The sequence below is a fragment of the Burkholderia sp. CCA53 genome, from assembly GCF_001685525.1.
Lineage (GTDB): Bacteria > Pseudomonadota > Gammaproteobacteria > Burkholderiales > Burkholderiaceae > Burkholderia > Burkholderia multivorans.
Genome location: NZ_BDDJ01000001.1, coordinates 3,165,427 through 3,181,674 on the forward strand (window position 1 = coordinate 3,165,427; position 16,248 = coordinate 3,181,674).

Annotated in this window: 13 protein-coding genes; 10 read left to right on the forward strand and 3 right to left on the reverse strand. The window is 68.5% G+C overall.

Annotated elements, in window-relative coordinates:
* Positions 1–87: 87 nt before the first annotated feature.
* Positions 88–519: a peptide-methionine (R)-S-oxide reductase MsrB gene (gene msrB, locus BCR55_RS14675; protein WP_006407742.1), complete on the reverse strand. Its 432-nt coding sequence runs from the start codon at positions 517–519 to the stop codon at positions 88–90.
* A gap of 38 nt (positions 520–557) precedes the next feature.
* Complete coding sequence (locus tag BCR55_RS14680) at positions 558–2,126, reverse strand: YdiU family protein (RefSeq protein WP_059938350.1); 1,569 nt, start codon at positions 2,124–2,126, stop codon at positions 558–560.
* Positions 2,127–2,279: 153 nt separating this feature from the next.
* Here BCR55_RS14680 and BCR55_RS14685 point away from each other — a divergent pair, with 153 nt between their 5' ends.
* The 5 genes from BCR55_RS14685 (at position 2,280) to BCR55_RS14705 (ending at position 9,803) form a co-directional block, all read left to right on the forward strand.
* The gene (locus BCR55_RS14685) at positions 2,280–3,923 is read left to right on the forward strand and encodes a 3-(methylthio)propionyl-CoA ligase (RefSeq protein ID WP_065494724.1); all 1,644 of its coding nucleotides are present in this window, start codon (positions 2,280–2,282) and stop codon (positions 3,921–3,923) included.
* Positions 3,924–4,161: 238 nt separating this feature from the next.
* Positions 4,162–6,246 carry a 3-hydroxyacyl-CoA dehydrogenase NAD-binding domain-containing protein gene (locus BCR55_RS14690; RefSeq protein WP_059938347.1) on the forward strand — a complete coding sequence of 695 codons (2,085 nt, stop codon included), beginning with the start codon at positions 4,162–4,164 and terminating at the stop codon, positions 6,244–6,246.
* 41 nt (positions 6,247–6,287) lie between these two features.
* On the forward strand, positions 6,288–6,920 hold the full coding sequence (gene pncA / locus BCR55_RS14695; protein WP_006402259.1) for a bifunctional nicotinamidase/pyrazinamidase: 633 nt from the start codon (positions 6,288–6,290) through the stop codon (positions 6,918–6,920).
* Positions 6,921–6,972: 52 nt separating this feature from the next.
* Entirely contained in the window at positions 6,973–8,151 is a 1,179-nt protein-coding gene (locus tag BCR55_RS14700) for an acetyl-CoA C-acyltransferase (protein ID WP_006411887.1), read from the forward strand.
* A gap of 251 nt (positions 8,152–8,402) precedes the next feature.
* Entirely contained in the window at positions 8,403–9,803 is a 1,401-nt protein-coding gene (locus BCR55_RS14705) for a sensor domain-containing diguanylate cyclase (protein ID WP_065494725.1), read from the forward strand.
* 129 nt (positions 9,804–9,932) lie between these two features.
* Here BCR55_RS14705 and BCR55_RS14710 read toward each other — a convergent pair whose 3' ends face one another.
* Positions 9,933–12,074 (reverse strand): hypothetical protein, encoded by a 2,142-nt coding sequence (locus BCR55_RS14710; RefSeq protein ID WP_065494726.1) that lies wholly within the window; start codon positions 12,072–12,074, stop codon positions 9,933–9,935.
* Positions 12,075–12,837: 763 nt separating this feature from the next.
* Here BCR55_RS14710 and BCR55_RS14715 point away from each other — a divergent pair.
* From BCR55_RS14715 to BCR55_RS14735, 5 genes are all read left to right on the forward strand, one after another.
* A complete protein-coding gene (locus BCR55_RS14715; protein WP_012213202.1) occupies positions 12,838–13,152 on the forward strand; it encodes a Dabb family protein in 315 nt (104 codons plus the stop codon).
* Positions 13,149–13,628, forward strand: coding sequence for a PaaI family thioesterase (locus BCR55_RS14720; protein WP_006402265.1), 480 nt, complete (start codon positions 13,149–13,151; stop codon positions 13,626–13,628). Before BCR55_RS14715 ends, BCR55_RS14720 begins: the two co-directional genes overlap by 4 nt.
* 111 nt (positions 13,629–13,739) lie before the next feature.
* A complete protein-coding gene (locus BCR55_RS14725) occupies positions 13,740–14,738 on the forward strand; it encodes an NADP-dependent oxidoreductase (RefSeq protein WP_065494727.1) in 999 nt (332 codons plus the stop codon).
* Between the two features lie 63 nt (positions 14,739–14,801).
* Positions 14,802–15,761: an alpha/beta hydrolase gene (locus BCR55_RS14730; RefSeq protein WP_065494728.1), complete on the forward strand. Its 960-nt coding sequence runs from the start codon at positions 14,802–14,804 to the stop codon at positions 15,759–15,761.
* A 39-nt stretch (positions 15,762–15,800) separates the two neighbouring features.
* A complete protein-coding gene (locus tag BCR55_RS14735; RefSeq protein ID WP_059938337.1) occupies positions 15,801–16,241 on the forward strand; it encodes a GNAT family N-acetyltransferase in 441 nt (146 codons plus the stop codon).
* Positions 16,242–16,248 lie beyond the last annotated feature (7 nt).

Sequence of the window (16,248 nt, forward strand, 5' to 3'; positions counted from 1 at the left end):
GCCTTTCACCGTTGTAGGGACCCGCCAGGCGCCGCCGTCGCGAACTGCGGCAGCGTCGTGGCTGCCGGCCGGTTCGCCCGGCGCCGCTCAGTCGTTTTCGGGTCGGGACTCGAAGTTTAACGCAGCCGAATTGATGCAGTAGCGCAAACCGGTCTTGTCGCGCGGGCCGTCCTCGAACACGTGGCCGAGGTGGGCGCCGCAATGATTGCAGCGCACTTCGACGCGCACCATTCCGTGCGAGTAATCGATCTTCTCGTCGATCACCTCGCCGTTGAGCGGCTTGAAGTAGCTGGGCCAGCCGCAGCCCGAATGGAATTTCGCGCCGGACTCGAACAGCGGCGTGTCGCAGACGACGCACTTGTAGATGCCGTCGTCTTCCTTGTCGGTGTATTCGCCGGTGAACGCGCGCTCGGTGGCCGCGTGCTGCGTGACCTCGTACTGCAGCGGCGTGAGGCGGCGCCGCAGTTCCGCGTCGTCCTTCCGGTACGGATAGGTCTTGTCGTCGGAATCTTGGGACATGTGGGGGTTCTCCTGATCGGTCGGTCGATACGCACGGGTTACGACGAGCAGCTCACTTCGAGCGACCCGGCCCAGTCGGGCGGCAACGCCGCGTACGATTCATGTTCCGGCTGTTCGTCGAACGGGCGGCGCAGCACCTGCGCGAGCCGTTCGACTTCGGAAAAGTCCTTCTCCTTCGCGCGCCGGATCGCGAGTTCGGCCAGATGGTTGCGCAGCACGTATTTCGGGTTCACGCGGTTCATCGCGGCCGCGCGCGCTGCATCGTCGCGCGTTTCCTCCGACAGCCGCGCACGGTAGAGGTTCGCCCATGCGTCGAATGCCTCGCGGTCGATGAACAGGTCGCGCACGGGCGCGTCGCGGCTCGCGTCGTGTTTCGACAGCTGCGCGAGCCGGCGAAACGTCAGCGTGAAGTCGGCACGACTCGCATGCATCGTCTCGAGCAGCTGATTCGCGAGCGCCGCGTCGCCGTCGCGTTCGAGTTCGAGGCCGAGCTTCGCGCGCATCGCGCGCTCGAGCGCGGGACCGAAACGCTCGGGGAAGGTCGCGAGCACGGCCTGCGCATCGTCGACCGCGCGTTCCGCGCGCGCGTCGTCGTCGGCGATGCCGTGCTGCAGCCCGATCAGCGGCAGCAGCGCCTGCGCGAGGCAGTAGCAGTTCCAGTGCGCGATGCGCGGCTGCATCCGGTACGCATAGCGGCCGCCCGTATCCGAGTGGTTGCAGATGTGGTTCGCGTCGAACGCGTCGACGAAGCCGAACGGGCCGTAGTCGATCGTCACGCCGAGGATCGACATGTTGTCGGTGTTCATCACGCCGTGGCAGAACCCGACGGCCTGCCATTGCGCGACGAGCTCGGCCGTGCGCCGCGTCGCGGCTTCGAGCAGCGCGAGATAGGGATCGTCGGCGTCGCGGCAGGCCGGATAGAAGCGGTCGATCACGTGATCGGCGAGCGCGCGCAGCAGATCGGGGCGATTGTTCGAGAAGAAGTGCTCGAAATGGCCGAAGCGCACGAAGCTCTCCGACACGCGCGTAACGACGGCCGCCGTCTCGATTTCCTCGCGCACGACCGGCTGGTCGGAGCCGATCACGGTCAGCGCGCGCGTGGTCGGGATGCCGAGGTGGTGCATCGCTTCGGAGCACAGGAATTCGCGGATCGACGAGCGCAGCACCGCGCGGCCGTCGCCCATCCGCGAATACGGCGTGCGGCCGCTGCCTTTGAGCTGCAGCTCGTAGCGGCGCCCGTCCGTGCCGGGCAATTCGCCGATCGTCAGCGCGCGGCCGTCGCCGAGCTGGCCGGCCCAGACGCCGAACTGATGGCCGGAGTACACGGACGCGTAGGGCAGCGCCTCGGCGGGCCAGTCGCGCGTCGGATTGCCGGCGAACAGCTCGGCGAAGCCCGGCTGCGCGGCGAGCGACGCGGGCAGCCCGAGCAGGCGCGCGACTTCGTCGGAAAAACCGACCACGTACGGCGCCGCGAGCGGTGCGGCCGGCAGCCGCGTATGAAACGCGTCGCCGAGCCGCAGGAACGCGTGGGCGTCAGGCGCGGCGAGCGTCGCGGCGAGGTCGGGCAGGGTGTCAGCCGGATCGGCTGCGCTTCGGGAAAACGACATGTTGAGCGCCTCTGGGTAAGCCGATATTGTAAGGCGGCGCTGCGCCGCCCGCATGGCGGCCCGCGCGATGCACGCCGCCCGCCCGGGCCGCCGCGCGCCGCTGCCGCCGCGGGGCCCGTCACCGATTCGCGTCCTTCAGGGGAGAACAAGACGATGGGCAAGCCGTTGCTGGGCCAGATGATGGACATGCCGCTGCTGGTGTCGTCGCTGATCGCGCATGCCGCGCGTCATGCGGGCGACACCGAGATCGTGTCGAAGCGGATCGAAGGCGACCTGCATCGCTACACGTATCGCGACTGCGAGCGGCGCGCGAAGCGGCTTGCGCAGGCGCTCGCGCGGCTCGGCGTCGAGGCCGGCGACCGCGTCGGCACGCTCGCGTGGAACGGCTACCGGCATCTCGAGGCGTACTACGCGATCGGCGGCATGGGCGCCGTCTGCCACACGATCAACCCGCGGCTTTTTCCCGAACAGATCGCGTACATCGTCAATCATGCGGAAGACCGCTACGTGCTGTTCGACATCAACTTCGCGCCGCTCGTCGAAGCGCTCGCGCCGCGGTGTCCGAACGTGCGCGGCTGGATCGCGATGACCGACGTCGACCATCTGCCGCGCGGCGCGATGCCGTACCTGTGCTACGAGACGCTCGTCGAGGCGGAGGACGGCGGCTACGACTGGCCGCGTCTCGACGAGCAGCAGGCGTGCGGGCTCTGCTATACGTCGGGCACGACCGGCAATCCGAAGGGTGTGCTGTATTCGAATCGCTCGACCGTGCTGCACGCATACGGCGCCGCGCTGCCCGACGCGATGAACCTGTCGGCGCTGGACGCCGTGCTGCCGGTCGTGCCGATGTTCCACGTCAACGCATGGGGGCTGCCGTACGCGGTGCCGCTGACGGGCGGCAAGCTCGTGCTGCCCGGCAAGGATCTCGACGGCCGGTCGCTCTACGAGCTGATGGAGGCCGAGCGCGTGACGTTTTCGGCGGGCGTGCCGACCGTCTGGCTCGGGCTGCTGAACTACATGCGCGAGGCAGGCGTGCGCTTCTCGTCGCTGAACCGCACGGTGATCGGCGGCTCGGCCTGCCCGCCCGCGATGCTGCGCACGTTCGAGGACGACTACGGCGTACGCGTGATCCATGCGTGGGGCATGACCGAGCTGTCGCCGCTCGGCACGCTCGCGAAGCTGAACTGGGCGCAGTCGCAGCGGCCGCACGACGTGCAGCGGCGGCTGCTCGAAAAGCAGGGACGCGTGATCGGCGGCGTCGACATGCGGATCGTCGGCCCGGACGGGCAGGAACTGCCGTGGGACGGCGTCGCGTACGGCGAGCTGCAGGTGCGCGGGCCGTGGGTGATCGACCGCTACTTTCGCAGCGACACCTCGCCGCTCGTCGACGGCTGGTTTCCGACCGGCGACGTCGCGACGATCGACGCGGACGGGTTCCTGCAGATCACCGACCGCAGCAAGGACGTGATCAAGTCGGGCGGCGAATGGATCAGTTCGATCGACGTCGAAAACGTCGCGATCGCGCACCCGGGCGTCGCGGAGGCCGCCTGCATCGCGTGCGCGCATCCGAAGTGGACCGAGCGGCCGCTGCTCGTCGTCGTGCCGCGCGAAGGTGCGAACCTGACGCGCGAGGCGCTGCTCGCGTTCTACGAAGGCAAGGTCGCGAAATGGTGGATTCCGGACGACGTCGTGTTCGTCGAATCGCTGCCGCATACCGCGACCGGCAAGCTGCAGAAGCTGAAGCTGCGCGAAATGTTCCGCGACTACGTGCTGCCGACGGCGGTCTGCGCACCGTAACGCGGGCGCGCGGCCGGCCCTTCGGTCGGGCGCCGTTATCGGCCGGTTGCCCTGGCCGGTCCCCTTGCGAGTCCCCTTGCCGGTCGCTGCGATCCGCCCCCGGATTGCGCGCAAATTCAAATTGAACGACCGTGCTTTTTCGTTGTATGCTGCCTCCGTTCGATCCGGACATGCGGCCGTTCGACCGCGCACAATGGAAGCGCCGCCACCCCGGCGCGCGATGCATGGAGGCAGGCAGATGGCAGTGGATTACTCGACTCGCGACGGCGTCGCCGTCATCACGCTCAACAATCCGCCCGTCAACGGGCTCGGCCTGTCGACGCGGCTGGGCATCATGGACGCGCTCGAGCGCGCCGCGCACGATCCGTCGATCGCCGCGATCGTGCTGACGGGCGCCGGCCGCGCATTCTCGGGCGGCGCCGACATCACCGAATTCAATACGCCCAAAGCGCTGCAGGAACCGACGCTGCATACCGTGATCCGCGCAGTGGAGGCGAGCGCGAAGCCGGTCGTCGCCGCGCTGCACAGCGTCGTGATGGGCGGCGGTCTCGAGCTCGCGCTCGGCGCCCACTATCGCGTGGCCGCGCGCGGTGCGCAGATCGCGCTGCCCGAAGTGAAGCTCGGGCTGCTGCCGGGCGCGGGCGGCACGCAGCGCCTGCCGCGCGCGGTCGGCCTCGAGACCGCGCTGAACATGATCGTGTCGGGCGCGCCGGTGCCCTCCGAGCAGCTTGCCGAAAGCGGGTTGTTCGATCAGCTCGCCGACGGCGATCTGCTCGACGCGGCCGTCGCGTTCGCGCGCAAGGCCGGAGCGCAGCCGGGGCCGCATCCGCGCGTGCGCGACCGCAAAATCGTCCACGACAACGCGGCGGGCTTTATCCAGTTCGCACGCAATTCGGTGAAGGCCGCCGCGCCGAACTTCCCGGCGCCGCACAAGTGCATCGACGCGATCGAGGCCGGCGTGCTGCACGGTTTCGACAAAGGCAGCATCGCCGAGCGCGAAGGCTTCGTCGCGCTGATGATGACGCCGGAAAGCCGCGCGCTGCGGCACGCGTTTTTCGGCGAGCGCGCGGCGAGCAAGATTCCCGACGTGCCGGCCGACACGCCGGTGCGCGACATCCGCCGTGTCGCGGTGATCGGCGCGGGCACGATGGGCGGCGGCATCGCGATGAACTTCGTCAACGCGGGGCTGCCCGTCACGCTGCTCGAAACGAAGCAGGACGCGCTCGAGCGCGGGCTCGCGACGATCCGCAAGAACTACGACGCGCAGGTGAAGAAGGGCAAGCTCACGCAGGAGAAGCTCGAGGCGCGCATGGCGCTGATTGCGCCGACGCTGTCCTACGACGACGTGAAGGACGCCGACCTCATCGTCGAGGCCGTGTTCGAGGAGCTCGGCGTGAAGGAGCAGGTGTTCCGCAAGCTCGACGAAGTCGCGAAGCCGGGCGCGATCCTCGCGTCGAACACGTCGACGCTCGACGTGAACCGCATCGCCGCATTCACGAAGCGTCCGCAGGACGTCGTCGGCATGCACTTTTTCAGTCCGGCGAACGTGATGAAGCTGCTCGAAGTCGTGCGCGGCGCGCAGACGGCGAAGGACGTGCTCGCGACCGTGATGGCCGTCGCGAAGAAGATCCGCAAGACGGCAGTGGTATCGGGCGTATGCGACGGCTTCATCGGCAACCGGATGATCGAGCAGTACATCCGGCAGGCGCTGTTCATGCTCGAGGAAGGTGCGCTGCCCGCGCAGATCGACCGCGCGATCGAGCAGTTCGGCTTCGCGATGGGGCCGTTCCGGATGAGCGACCTGGCCGGCAACGACATCGGCTGGGCGATCCGCAAGCGCCGCTACGTCGAGCAGCCCGACCTCCATTATTCGAAGATCGCCGATCGTCTCTGCGAGCAGGGCCGCTTCGGACAGAAGACGGGCGCCGGCTGGTACGACTACGCGCCGGGCGATCGCCGCGCGCGGCCGTCGGCGCTCGTCGACGAGATGGTCGTCGCGTATTCGAAGGAGCGCGGCATCGAGCGACGCAAGATCGCCGACGACGAGATCGTCGAGCGACTCGTGTTCGCGCTCGTCAACGAAGGCGCGAAGATTCTCGAGGAAAAGATCGCGTCGAAGGCGTCCGACATCGACATGGTCTATCTGACCGGTTACGGCTTCCCGCTGTGGCGCGGCGGCCCGATGCTGTACGCCGACATGGTCGGCCTTTACAACGTCGAGCGCGCGATTCGCCGCTACGCGGCCGCGCCGAACGGCGATGCGTGGCAGCTCGCGCCGTCGATCGCGGAACTCGCGAAGGCCGGCCGCGGATTCAACGGCTGACGCTACGCGGCGCCGCGCACCGACTCGTAAGGAGAAACGCAATGAAACGCACCGACGACGTGCTGCTCGTGATCGACGTGCAGTACGACTTCATGCCGGGCGGCGCGCTGGCCGTCGCCGACGGCGACGCGGTCGTGCCCGTGATCAACGCGCTCGCGCAGCGGTTCGAGCGCGTCGTGATCACGCAGGACTGGCATCCGCGCGAGCACGTGTCGTTCGCAGCGAATCATCCGGACGGCGAACCGTTCTCGACGATCGCGCTGCCGTACGGCGAGCAGGTGCTGTGGCCCGTGCATTGCGTGCAGGACACCGAAGGCGCGGCGCTGCATCGCGACCTCGACCTCCCGCACGCGCAGCTCGTGATACGCAAGGGCTGCGATGCGCGCGTCGACAGCTATTCCGCGTTCGTCGAAGCCGATCGCACGACGCGCACGGGGCTCGCGGGCTATCTGCGCGAGATCGGCGCGAAACGCGTCTGGTGCTGCGGGCTCGCGACCGACTACTGCGTCGCGTGGTCGGCGCTCGACGCGCGCGCGGCAGGCTTCGATGCCGCGGTGATCGACGATGCGTGCCGCGCGATCGACCTGAACGGCTCGCTTGCGCAGGCATGGCAGCAGATGCAGGCGGCGGGCGTCGCACGCGTGACGTCCGATGGCGTGCGCGCCAGCGCATAGCGCCGCCTTTCCACTCGATTCAGCACATCAGGCAGGAACGAAGGAGACTCGCATGACCGAAGCCGTAATTGTATCGACCGCACGCACGCCGCTCGCGAAATCGTGGCGCGGCGCCTTCAACATGACGCACGGCGCGACGCTCGGCGGCCACGTGGTCGCGGCGGCGCTCGAGCGCGCGAAGCTCGACCCGGCGCGCGTCGAGGACGTGATCATCGGCTGTGCGAATCCGGAAGGCGCGACAGGCGGCAACATCGCGCGGCAGATCGCGTTGCGCGCGGGGCTGCCGGTCAGCGTGCCGGGCATGACGGTGAACCGCTTCTGCTCGTCGGGGTTGCAGACGATCGCACTCGCCGCCCAGCGGATCATCGCGGGCGAGGGCGACGTCTACGTCGCGGGCGGCGTCGAATCGATCTCGTGCGTGCAGAATGAAATGAACCGGCACATGGCGTACGAGGGCTGGCTGCTCGAACACAAGCCGGAAATCTACTGGACGATGCTGCAGACGGCCGAGAACGTCGCGAAGCGCTACGGGATCTCGAAGGAGCGTCAGGACGAATACGGCGTGAACTCGCAGCTCAAGGCCGCCGCCGCGCAGGAAGCGGGGCGCTTTCGCGACGAGATCGTGCCGATCACCGTGCGCGCCGGCATCGCCGACAAGGCCACCGGCCGCCTGTTTACGAAGGAAGTGACGGTGTCGGCCGACGAGGGGATCCGTCCGGACACGACACTCGACGGCGTGTCGAAGATTCGTCCGGCCGTGCCGGGCGGTGTGATCACGGCCGGCAATGCGAGCCAGTTTTCCGACGGCGCGGCCGCGTGCGTCGTGATGAGCGCCGCGGCCGCGCAGCGCGAAGGGCTGCAGCCGCTCGGCGTGTTCCGCGGCTTCGCGGTGGCCGGCTGCGAGCCGGACGAGATGGGCATCGGCCCCGTGTTCGCGGTGCCGAAGCTGCTGAAGCAGGCAGGGCTGAGCGTCGACGACATCGGGCTCTGGGAGCTGAACGAAGCGTTTGCGGTGCAGGTGCTCTATTGCCGCGACACGCTCGGGATCCCTGACGATCGCCTGAACGTGAACGGCGGCGCGATCGCGGTCGGCCACCCGTACGGCGTGTCGGGCACGCGGCTGACCGGCCACGCGCTGATCGAAGGCAAACGGCGCGGCGTCAAGTACGCGGTCGTCACGATGTGCATCGGCGGCGGGCAGGGCGCGGCCGGCCTGTTCGAAATCGTCTGACGTTTCGCCTGCCGTGCCGGCCGCCGCGCGACTGCGGCGCGCGCGGCACGGCGCTCTTCACGACGGCCGCCGCCTGCATGCGGCATGCCGGCCGTAATGCCGTTTCCCCTCACTTGTCAAACGAATCGCCGCTCCTATACTTGCTCTGACATTTGCCTTTCGGAACAGAGGGGCCGACGCGCGCGCCATGGCCGGGTCGCGCGCATGCGGGTGCGACACGCGAATCGGCGGCAAATCGATCGGGGAACGAATTGAGTACGACCTTTGCAGCCGGGGAACCGCCCCGCGTCGTGAGCGCGGCTGCGCGGATTTACGCGAAAGGCCTGCTGGTCGGATTCGCGCTGCTGCCGGCCTATCTGATCGCCTACCTGTGGTTCTTCGCCGATCCGCGCGCGACCTTCGAAAACCACGCGTTCCATGAAATCGCGATTGCGGCCGCGACCGTCGAGGGCGCGTTCGTCACGTACGTCACCTGGGTCTGCTATCGATCGTCGGGCGAACCGCTGTTGCGCTGGCTGACGCTCGGCTTTCTCGGCTTCGCGACGATCTACGCGCTGCACGGCGTGTTTACCGGCGCCGCGCATCACAACATCTGGCTGTTTCTGCTCTACGGGCCCGCGTCGCGGCTCGTGATGGCGATCCTGCTGCTGACCGGCCTGCTGTCGTATTCGCGCCCGCCCGACCGCGCCGACAAGCGCACGAGCGTGCGCACGTGGCTGCCGTGGCTCGTCGTCTTCGCGCTCGTCGACGTCGCGGTCGCGTATCTCGCCTATTCGCCGATCGCGGGCGCGCTCGGCACGCGGCTCGCGATGGAGGGCGGCGCGCTCGTATTCTCGCTGCTGAACGTCGCCGTACTGCTCGCGCGACGCATCCGCTCGCCTCTGATGGTGATCTACGGCGTGTCGATCACGGCGTTCGCGCTGTCGTCGCTCGCGTTCCTGCTCGGCAAGCCGTGGAACCACATGTGGTGGCTCGCGCACGCGATCTTCGCCGGCGGCTTCTTTCTGCTCAGCTACGGCGTCGTGCAGGCGCTGCAGACGACGCGCTCGTTCTCGGCGATCTACAGCCAGCAGGATCTGATGAGCCGCCTCGCGGAATCGATGGCGCGCACCGAGAGCGCGCTGCTCGAACTGCGACGCACGAACCAGAAGCTCGAATACATGGCCGCGACCGATCCGATGACGGGCGCGTCGAACCGCCGGCAATTCATCGCGCAGGTCGAACGCGAGATCGGTCGCGCCGAGCGCGACGGCATGCCGTTCTGCCTGCTCGCGCTCGACCTCGACAATTTCAAGCACATCAACGATGCGTACGGCCATCAGATCGGCGACGAGGTGCTGCGTGGCGTCGTGCGCCAGTGCCTCGACGCGATCCGGCCGAGCGGCGCGCTTGCGCGCGTCGGCGGCGAGGAGTTCATGGCCTTGCTGCCCGAGATGCCGCTCGAGGGGGCACGGATGACGGCCGAGCGCGTGCGTTCGTCGATCGCCACTGCGCCGTTCGGCCTCGACTTCAAGCGCGTGCAGGTCACGGTCAGTGTCGGTGTGGCGCAGTACGGCGTCGACGGCAGCACGGTAGACGCGCTGCTACGCGTCGTCGACGAACGGCTGTATCAGGCCAAGCGGGAAGGACGCAATCGCGTCGTCGCGCGGTGACGCTTTGCGGGGCAATACGTTGGCGCGAACCGCTGCGAGAGCGTGCCGTCCCGTGCGTCGCCCCGGACGGCGAAGCCGTGCCGGGGCGCCATCGCGTGGTCGACCGCCGCGTAATCGACGCGCGCTGCGCTAGCGCGACGCGGCCGCTGCGATGTGCGTCGCGCCATCATCCTGCAGCCGCTGCGACGCCTGCCACCAGTACCTGCCCGCGCGCAGCTGCGGATCGCGGATCGCGAGATACGTCGTGCTCCAGAGCTGCGCGGCGTTCGCCTCGGTCGCATCGGCGCTGCGCGTGCCGAATGCGTCGGCGTGGTACTGCCCGTTCGCGTAGGACCACGTCCACATCTCCGAGGTGCGCATGTCCCGGCCGTTCGCGATGACCTGCCACACGGTCTGCCGCGCCTGCGTGAGCAGCGCACGTGTCGTATCGGAGAGGTCCTGGCGCGCGAGCTGCCGATCGAGTCCGGCCACCCACATCGCCTGCTGCCACGACCAGATCACGGTGCCGTGATACGCGGAACTCGTGAACTTCGGCCACAGCGACGGATTCGCATACGCGGGGTTGGCGATCAGCATCCCGACGTCGGTGACGAGGCCGGTCGGGAACGGCCGGATCGCGTCGGCGACGATCCGCTGCAGCTGCGCCTCGGGCGGTGTGCCGAACAGCAGCGCGAAGCCGCCGTCCGAGTTCATCACCGGAATCGGATGGCCCTGTTCGTCGAGCGACAGCGCGTAGAACGCGAGCGGCGCGCTCGGCGCGGTGCCGGCCGGCACGCCGGCCGTCGGCGCATACGCGGCTACGTCGGCCGCCGCCTGCGCGGCCGGTACGCCGACTTCGAACAGCGGCGGCGCTTGCTGCTCCCATACCGCCGCTTCGTTCGAGGTGTCCGCGAGCGAAGCGCGCTGGTTCGCATCGAGATACGGATCGAGCAGCCCGCGCGCGAGGAACGCGTTCGCCGCGCGCAGCGCGGCCGGCACGAGCACCGCGTTGACGTCGTACGGGTACACGCCGCCGCCGAGCCCGTCGGTACTGTCGCGCCAGTTGCCGACGATCTCGCCCGGTCGCAGATGAATCAGGTTCGCGACCGCGGGCTGCTGCGCGAACGGCCGCGCGGTGTCGGCGACGTGCAGCAGGTTCGCGACGAGACGGCTGCCGTTCGTCCGTCCGTCGCTGCCGCGCTGCGCGAGATACGCGGCCGCGCGCGCCTGGCCGCGCGGATCGTCGATCAGCCATGCCGCGGCGATCGGCGCGAGCAGATAGTCGCTGTCGATCATCTTGTAGTCGTAGGTCGGCGTCGCATCGTCGGGGCGGCCGTTCTTCCGGTTGTCGATTAGCGCGAATTCGCCGATGCCTTCCTCGTGTGCGACCTTGCCGTCGCTCGACAGCCGCTCGAGCACCGACGACAGCCCGGCCTCGATTGCCGGCGCTTCGAGCACCGGCATCAACATGCGCACCGAGATCAGCGTGTCGCGGCCGAAGTAGGTGTCGTATTGCCACGAGCCGGCGAGCAGCTTGTCGTGGAAGCTCAGGAACTCGAGGACGTTCTGGCTCACCGGATCGGGGTTCGCGGACGAGGTCAGCAGATCGGCGTGCGTGATCGGCGACAGCGGGGTCTCGCCCGACAGCGCATCGATGTGCAGCTTCAGCACGTGCGAGCCGGCGGCCGCGCGCAGCACCAGCTTGCCGCCCGACGCGGTCGCGATGCTGCCGCCGTCGCGCAGCGTGATGCGCAGCGCGTAGCCGGGCGCGCCGTCGATCCGGTCGCGCTGCCATTGCGCGGTGCCGCCCTGCACGGCGGCCGCGACGACGATGTCCGGCGGAATCGATGCGCCGCCGTTGAAGTCGCGCAGAAAGCGCACGTTGCTGAGCAAGGCCTCGCGGATCGTCAGCGTGTCCGTATCGACCGAGACGTCCGCGCCGATGCCGTACAGCGGACGGCCGCGCGCGTCGGGCGCCGACAGCGCGGCCGGCGGCGTATCGAGGCTCCAGTTCACCGCTTGCGCGGTATCGTCGAACCACAGCCCGGTGCCGCTGTTGCCGGCCGGGAAGACGACGAGCAGGCGCGGCTTTGTCGACGAGCGCATCAGTAGATGCGCGGCCACCTTGTCCTGGCGGAAGAATGCGTTGATCTGTCCGCCGGTGTCCATCCGGAACGACAGCGCGGCCTGATTCGACGGCGCGGTGGCGGGCTGAATGTCGTCGTCGTTGCACGCGGCGAGCAGCGCGGCGCAGACGACACCGATGCAGAGCGACTTCGCGAAGCGATGCATGTCATATCCCTCCTGATGACTGACGTCGTTGTTATGAGGCGATCGGCGCGCGGCTTGTTTTTTGTCGGGTGCGAAATTGCGTCTTTACGTTAATCGGTCGATAGGAGAAGCGATGGAAATAGAATGAGAATGACGGGAGGCCTTTTAATGGATCGGTTGAACGCGATGATTCCGAATGCGCAATTGCGGTTGTTCGAATAAACGTTGCAGGCGCAACGTGTGCGCCAAGCCGATGCAGCCGATAACGGAATGTAATCCGTCGTACGAATTCTAGGAGTCGGATAAAGCGGCAGTCAATATCGGTTTCGAATGAATTCGAATAATGGTGGTTAAAAAATTCCTGTAATTATTTCCTGACGAATCGGCAAAATACGAAAATTTGACGGAACCGATCGGCGCGCAGCGATGCGATTTGGGAAAAATGGAACGGCAATGAACGCCGGTATCGCCGATTCGATGTCCGGGCGACATGCAATGGTGTCGATGCTTCATTGAAGTCTGCGCGTGCCCCGCTCGCACCGCGTCCCGATGAAGCGCCGTCGCGAGCAATCGGCATACCCGCGCTCGACCGCGCGGCTCGGCCATCGCGCCGCATCACCGCGCATGCGCGCACCCGCATGCGGCAAGTTTGGTAGGCTTGGAGTCTGCCTGCGCCGGCCGCGGATCGCGCGCGATCCGCGATGCGCGCGCGGCAGGCAGACCGACATGACGAGCCGGCGCACCGACGCCGGCTTTGCGATTCTCACGAACCGGAGCGAACGAAGTGATCAGACATATTGTGATGTGGAAGCTGAAGGAATCGGCGGAGGGCGCGACGCGCGCGCAGAACGCGCTGAAGCTGAAGGAAAAGCTCGAAGGCTGCCGCGACATCGTGCCGGGCATCCTGCAACTCGACGTCGGCGTGGCGACGCCGGGTCTCGAAGCCACCTGCGACGTCGTGCTCGTGTCCGATTTCGCGGATCAGGCGGCGCTCGATGCGTACCAGGTGCATCCGGTTCACCAGGAAGTGAAGAAGTTCGTCGTCAACGTGGTCGAAGGGCGGCAATGCCTCGACTATCTGGTCGACGGTACGCGATGAGCGACGCGGGAACCCGGACGGACGGCCCGTCGATCGAGAGCCCGTTCGTCGACTTGCTCGGCGTGCGCCTCGTGTCCGCGAAGGACGGTGCGAGCGAGATCGCGCTCGCGCTCGACGAGCGGCACATGAACACCTGGAGCATCGCGCACGGCGGCGTGACGATGACGCTGTCGGACATCGCGCTCGCGATGGCCGCGCGCAGCCTGACCGACGACGGCGTCGGCGTCGTCACGGTCGAGATGAAGGTCAACTTCATGCAGCCGGGCCGCGGCGAGCTGCGCGCTTACGGCCGCGTGATGCACCGCTCGACCACGATGGCGTATTGCGAAGGCGAGGTGCGCGACAGCGACGGCAATTTCGTCGCGAAGGCGCTCGGCACGTTCAAGTACATGCGGCGGCTCGCGGTCGGCCGCGACATCAAGCGGCAACGCACACGCACGGCGCCGGACGCGCAGCCTGGCCCGAGCGACGCGTAAGCGGCGTACGCGCGGCCCTGTCGGCGACGGCAGGGCCGTTTCCTTTGCAGGACGGCGCGCAGCCGCGCCGGCGGCGCCGCGTTACGCGGCGGCCGCGAACCGGAGACAGCGATGAATACGATCAACCGTCAGGTGCTGCTCGTGTCGCGCCCGCAGCAGGCCGCGAGCGTCGACAATTTCAGGCTCGTCGAGACGCCGCTCGCGCCGCTGGCCGACGGCGAACTGCGCGTGCGCAATCATTTTCTGTCGCTCGATCCGTACATGCGCGGCCGCATGAACGACGCGAAATCGTATGCGCCGCCGCAGCCGCTCAACGAAGTGATGATCGGCGGGACGGCGGGCGAGGTGATCGAGTCGCGCCATCCGGACTTCGCCGTCGGCGATCGCGTGGTCGGCCAGTTCGGCTGGCAGGAATACGGCACGTCGAATGGCGCCGGGCTGCGCAAGGTCGACACGTCGCGCGTGCCGCTGTCCGCGTGGCTCGGCGTGACCGGCATGCCGGGCGTGACGGCGTGGGTCGGGCTGAACCGCATCATCAAGCCGAAGGCCGGCGACACGATCGTCGTCAGTGCGGCGAGCGGGGCGGTCGGCAGCGTCGTCGGCCAGCTCGCGAAGCGCGCCGGATGCCGCGCGGTCGGCATCGCGGGCGGCCCCGACAAATGCCGCTACGTGGTCGATACGCTCGGCTTCGATGCGTGCGTCGACTACAAGGCCGGCCGGCTCGTCGACGATCTCGCGGCCGCGACGCCCGACGGCGTCGACGGCTGCTTCGAGAACGTCGGCGGCGTGGTGCTCGATGCGACGATGGCGCGGATGAACGCGTTCGGCCGGATCGCGGTGTGCGGGATGATCGCCGCCTACGACGGCGCCGCGGCGCCGCTCGCGAATCCGGCGCTGATCCTGCGCTCGCGGCTGACGATGCAGGGCTTCATCGTGTTCGAGCACGCGGACGCGTGGCCGCCGGCGCTCGCCGAACTGGCCGAGCTCGTCGCGACGAAGCAGCTGCACTACCGCGAGACGATCGCCTACGGGCTCGAGCGTGCGCCGGAAGCGTTCATCGGGATGCTGAAGGGCCGTAATTTCGGCAAGCAGCTCGTCCAGCTCGTGTGACGCAGGCGTGGCATCATGTGGCGCTTGTTCGTTCCCGGCGCCACGCACGCGCCGTTCACCCCGATGCCGCTGAATCCGAAGATCGCCCAGGTGCTCGACATGGTCGAGCGCGCGAAACGCCCGCCTTATCATCGCCAGACGCCGCAGCAGGCGCGCGCCGCCTACGAGAAGAGCGCGCCGATCCTCGACGTGCCGCCCGCGCCGATGCATGCGGTCGACGCGTGCACGATTCCGACGCGCGACGGCCATACGATTGCCGCGCGGCTGTATCTGCCGGTCGAACCGAGCCTCGCCGAGCCGCTGCCCGCGCTCGTCTACTATCACGGCGGCGGCTTCACAGTCGGCAGCATCGACACGCACGACGCGCTGTGCCGGATGTTCGCGCGCGACGCGCGCTGCGCGGTGCTGTCGGTGGGCTACCGGCTCGCGCCCGAGCACCGGTTCCCGACCGCCGTCGACGATGCCGAGGACGCATTGCGCTGGCTGCATCGCGAGGCGCCCGCATTGGGCCTCGACGCGTCGCGGCTCGCGGTCGGCGGCGACAGCGCGGGCGGCACGCTCGCGACGGTCTGCGCGGTGCTCGCACGCGATGCGGGCATCGATCTTGCGCTGCAACTGCTGATTTACCCGGGCGTCACGGGCCATCAGGACACCGCCTCGCATGCGCGGCTCGCGAACGGCTACCTGCTGTCGCGCGACACGATCCAGTGGTTCTTCGCGCAATACGTGCGCGACGCGGCGGATCGCGACGACTGGCGCTTCGCGCCGCTCGACGGCCGGCGCGGCGCGCCGTCGTTCGCGGGCGTCGCGCCCGCGTGGATCGCGACGGCCGAGTACGACCCGCTCAGCGACGAAGGCGCCGCCTATGCGGACAAGCTGCGCGCGGCCGGCAACGCGGTCACGCTGGTCTGCTATCCGGGCATGATCCACGAATTCTTCAAGATGGGCGGCTACGTGCCCGAGGTGAAGGCCGCGCATGCCGATGCGGTCGCGGCGCTGAGGGCCGCGTTCGACGACGTTTGACGGCGGGCGGCGACGGCGCCGCGCGCGAGGAGGGCAGCGATGACGGACGGCGTGGTGGAAACCGGCGACTGGACGACGCTGGGCGGCGATGCGGCGCGCATTCGCGACGCGGTGTTCGTGCGCGAGCAGCGCATCCCGCCCGAATGGGAACTCGACGACGACGATCCGCTCGCGTTGCATGCGGTCGCGTACCGGATCGACGCGACGACCGGCGCGCGCCGCGCGGTCGCGACGGGGCGGCTGCTGCCGTCCGGCACGATCGGCCGCGTCGCCGTGCTGGCCGAGGCACGCAACCGCGGCATCGGCTCGGCCGTGCTGCACGCGCTGCTCGATGCCGCGCGCCGGCGCGGCGAACCGCTCGTACGGCTTTATGCCCAGGAGGCGGCGGTGCCGTTCTATCTGCGGCACGGGTTCTCGGCAGCCGGCGCGCCGTTCGTCGAGGCCGGCGTGCCGCACGTCGAGATGACGCGCGTGCCGTGACGCGGCG

What these genes read in the sequence shown, in the direction of transcription:
- msrB (WP_006407742.1), bottom strand. Translation starts at nt 519, where the DNA reads ATGTCCCAAGATTCCGACGACAAGACCTATCCGTACCGGAAGGACGAC.
- BCR55_RS14680 (WP_059938350.1), bottom strand. Translation starts at nt 2,126, where the DNA reads ATGTCGTTTTCCCGAAGCGCAGCCGATCCGGCTGACACCCTGCCCGAC.
- BCR55_RS14685 (WP_065494724.1), top strand. Translation starts at nt 2,280, where the DNA reads ATGGGCAAGCCGTTGCTGGGCCAGATGATGGACATGCCGCTGCTGGTG.
- BCR55_RS14690 (WP_059938347.1), top strand. Translation starts at nt 4,162, where the DNA reads ATGGCAGTGGATTACTCGACTCGCGACGGCGTCGCCGTCATCACGCTC.
- pncA (WP_006402259.1), top strand. Translation starts at nt 6,288, where the DNA reads ATGAAACGCACCGACGACGTGCTGCTCGTGATCGACGTGCAGTACGAC.
- BCR55_RS14700 (WP_006411887.1), top strand. Translation starts at nt 6,973, where the DNA reads ATGACCGAAGCCGTAATTGTATCGACCGCACGCACGCCGCTCGCGAAA.
- BCR55_RS14710 (WP_065494726.1), bottom strand. Translation starts at nt 12,074, where the DNA reads ATGCATCGCTTCGCGAAGTCGCTCTGCATCGGTGTCGTCTGCGCCGCG.
- BCR55_RS14720 (WP_006402265.1), top strand. Translation starts at nt 13,149, where the DNA reads ATGAGCGACGCGGGAACCCGGACGGACGGCCCGTCGATCGAGAGCCCG.
- BCR55_RS14725 (WP_065494727.1), top strand. Translation starts at nt 13,740, where the DNA reads ATGAATACGATCAACCGTCAGGTGCTGCTCGTGTCGCGCCCGCAGCAG.
- BCR55_RS14730 (WP_065494728.1), top strand. Translation starts at nt 14,802, where the DNA reads ATGCCGCTGAATCCGAAGATCGCCCAGGTGCTCGACATGGTCGAGCGC.
- BCR55_RS14735 (WP_059938337.1), top strand. Translation starts at nt 15,801, where the DNA reads ATGACGGACGGCGTGGTGGAAACCGGCGACTGGACGACGCTGGGCGGC.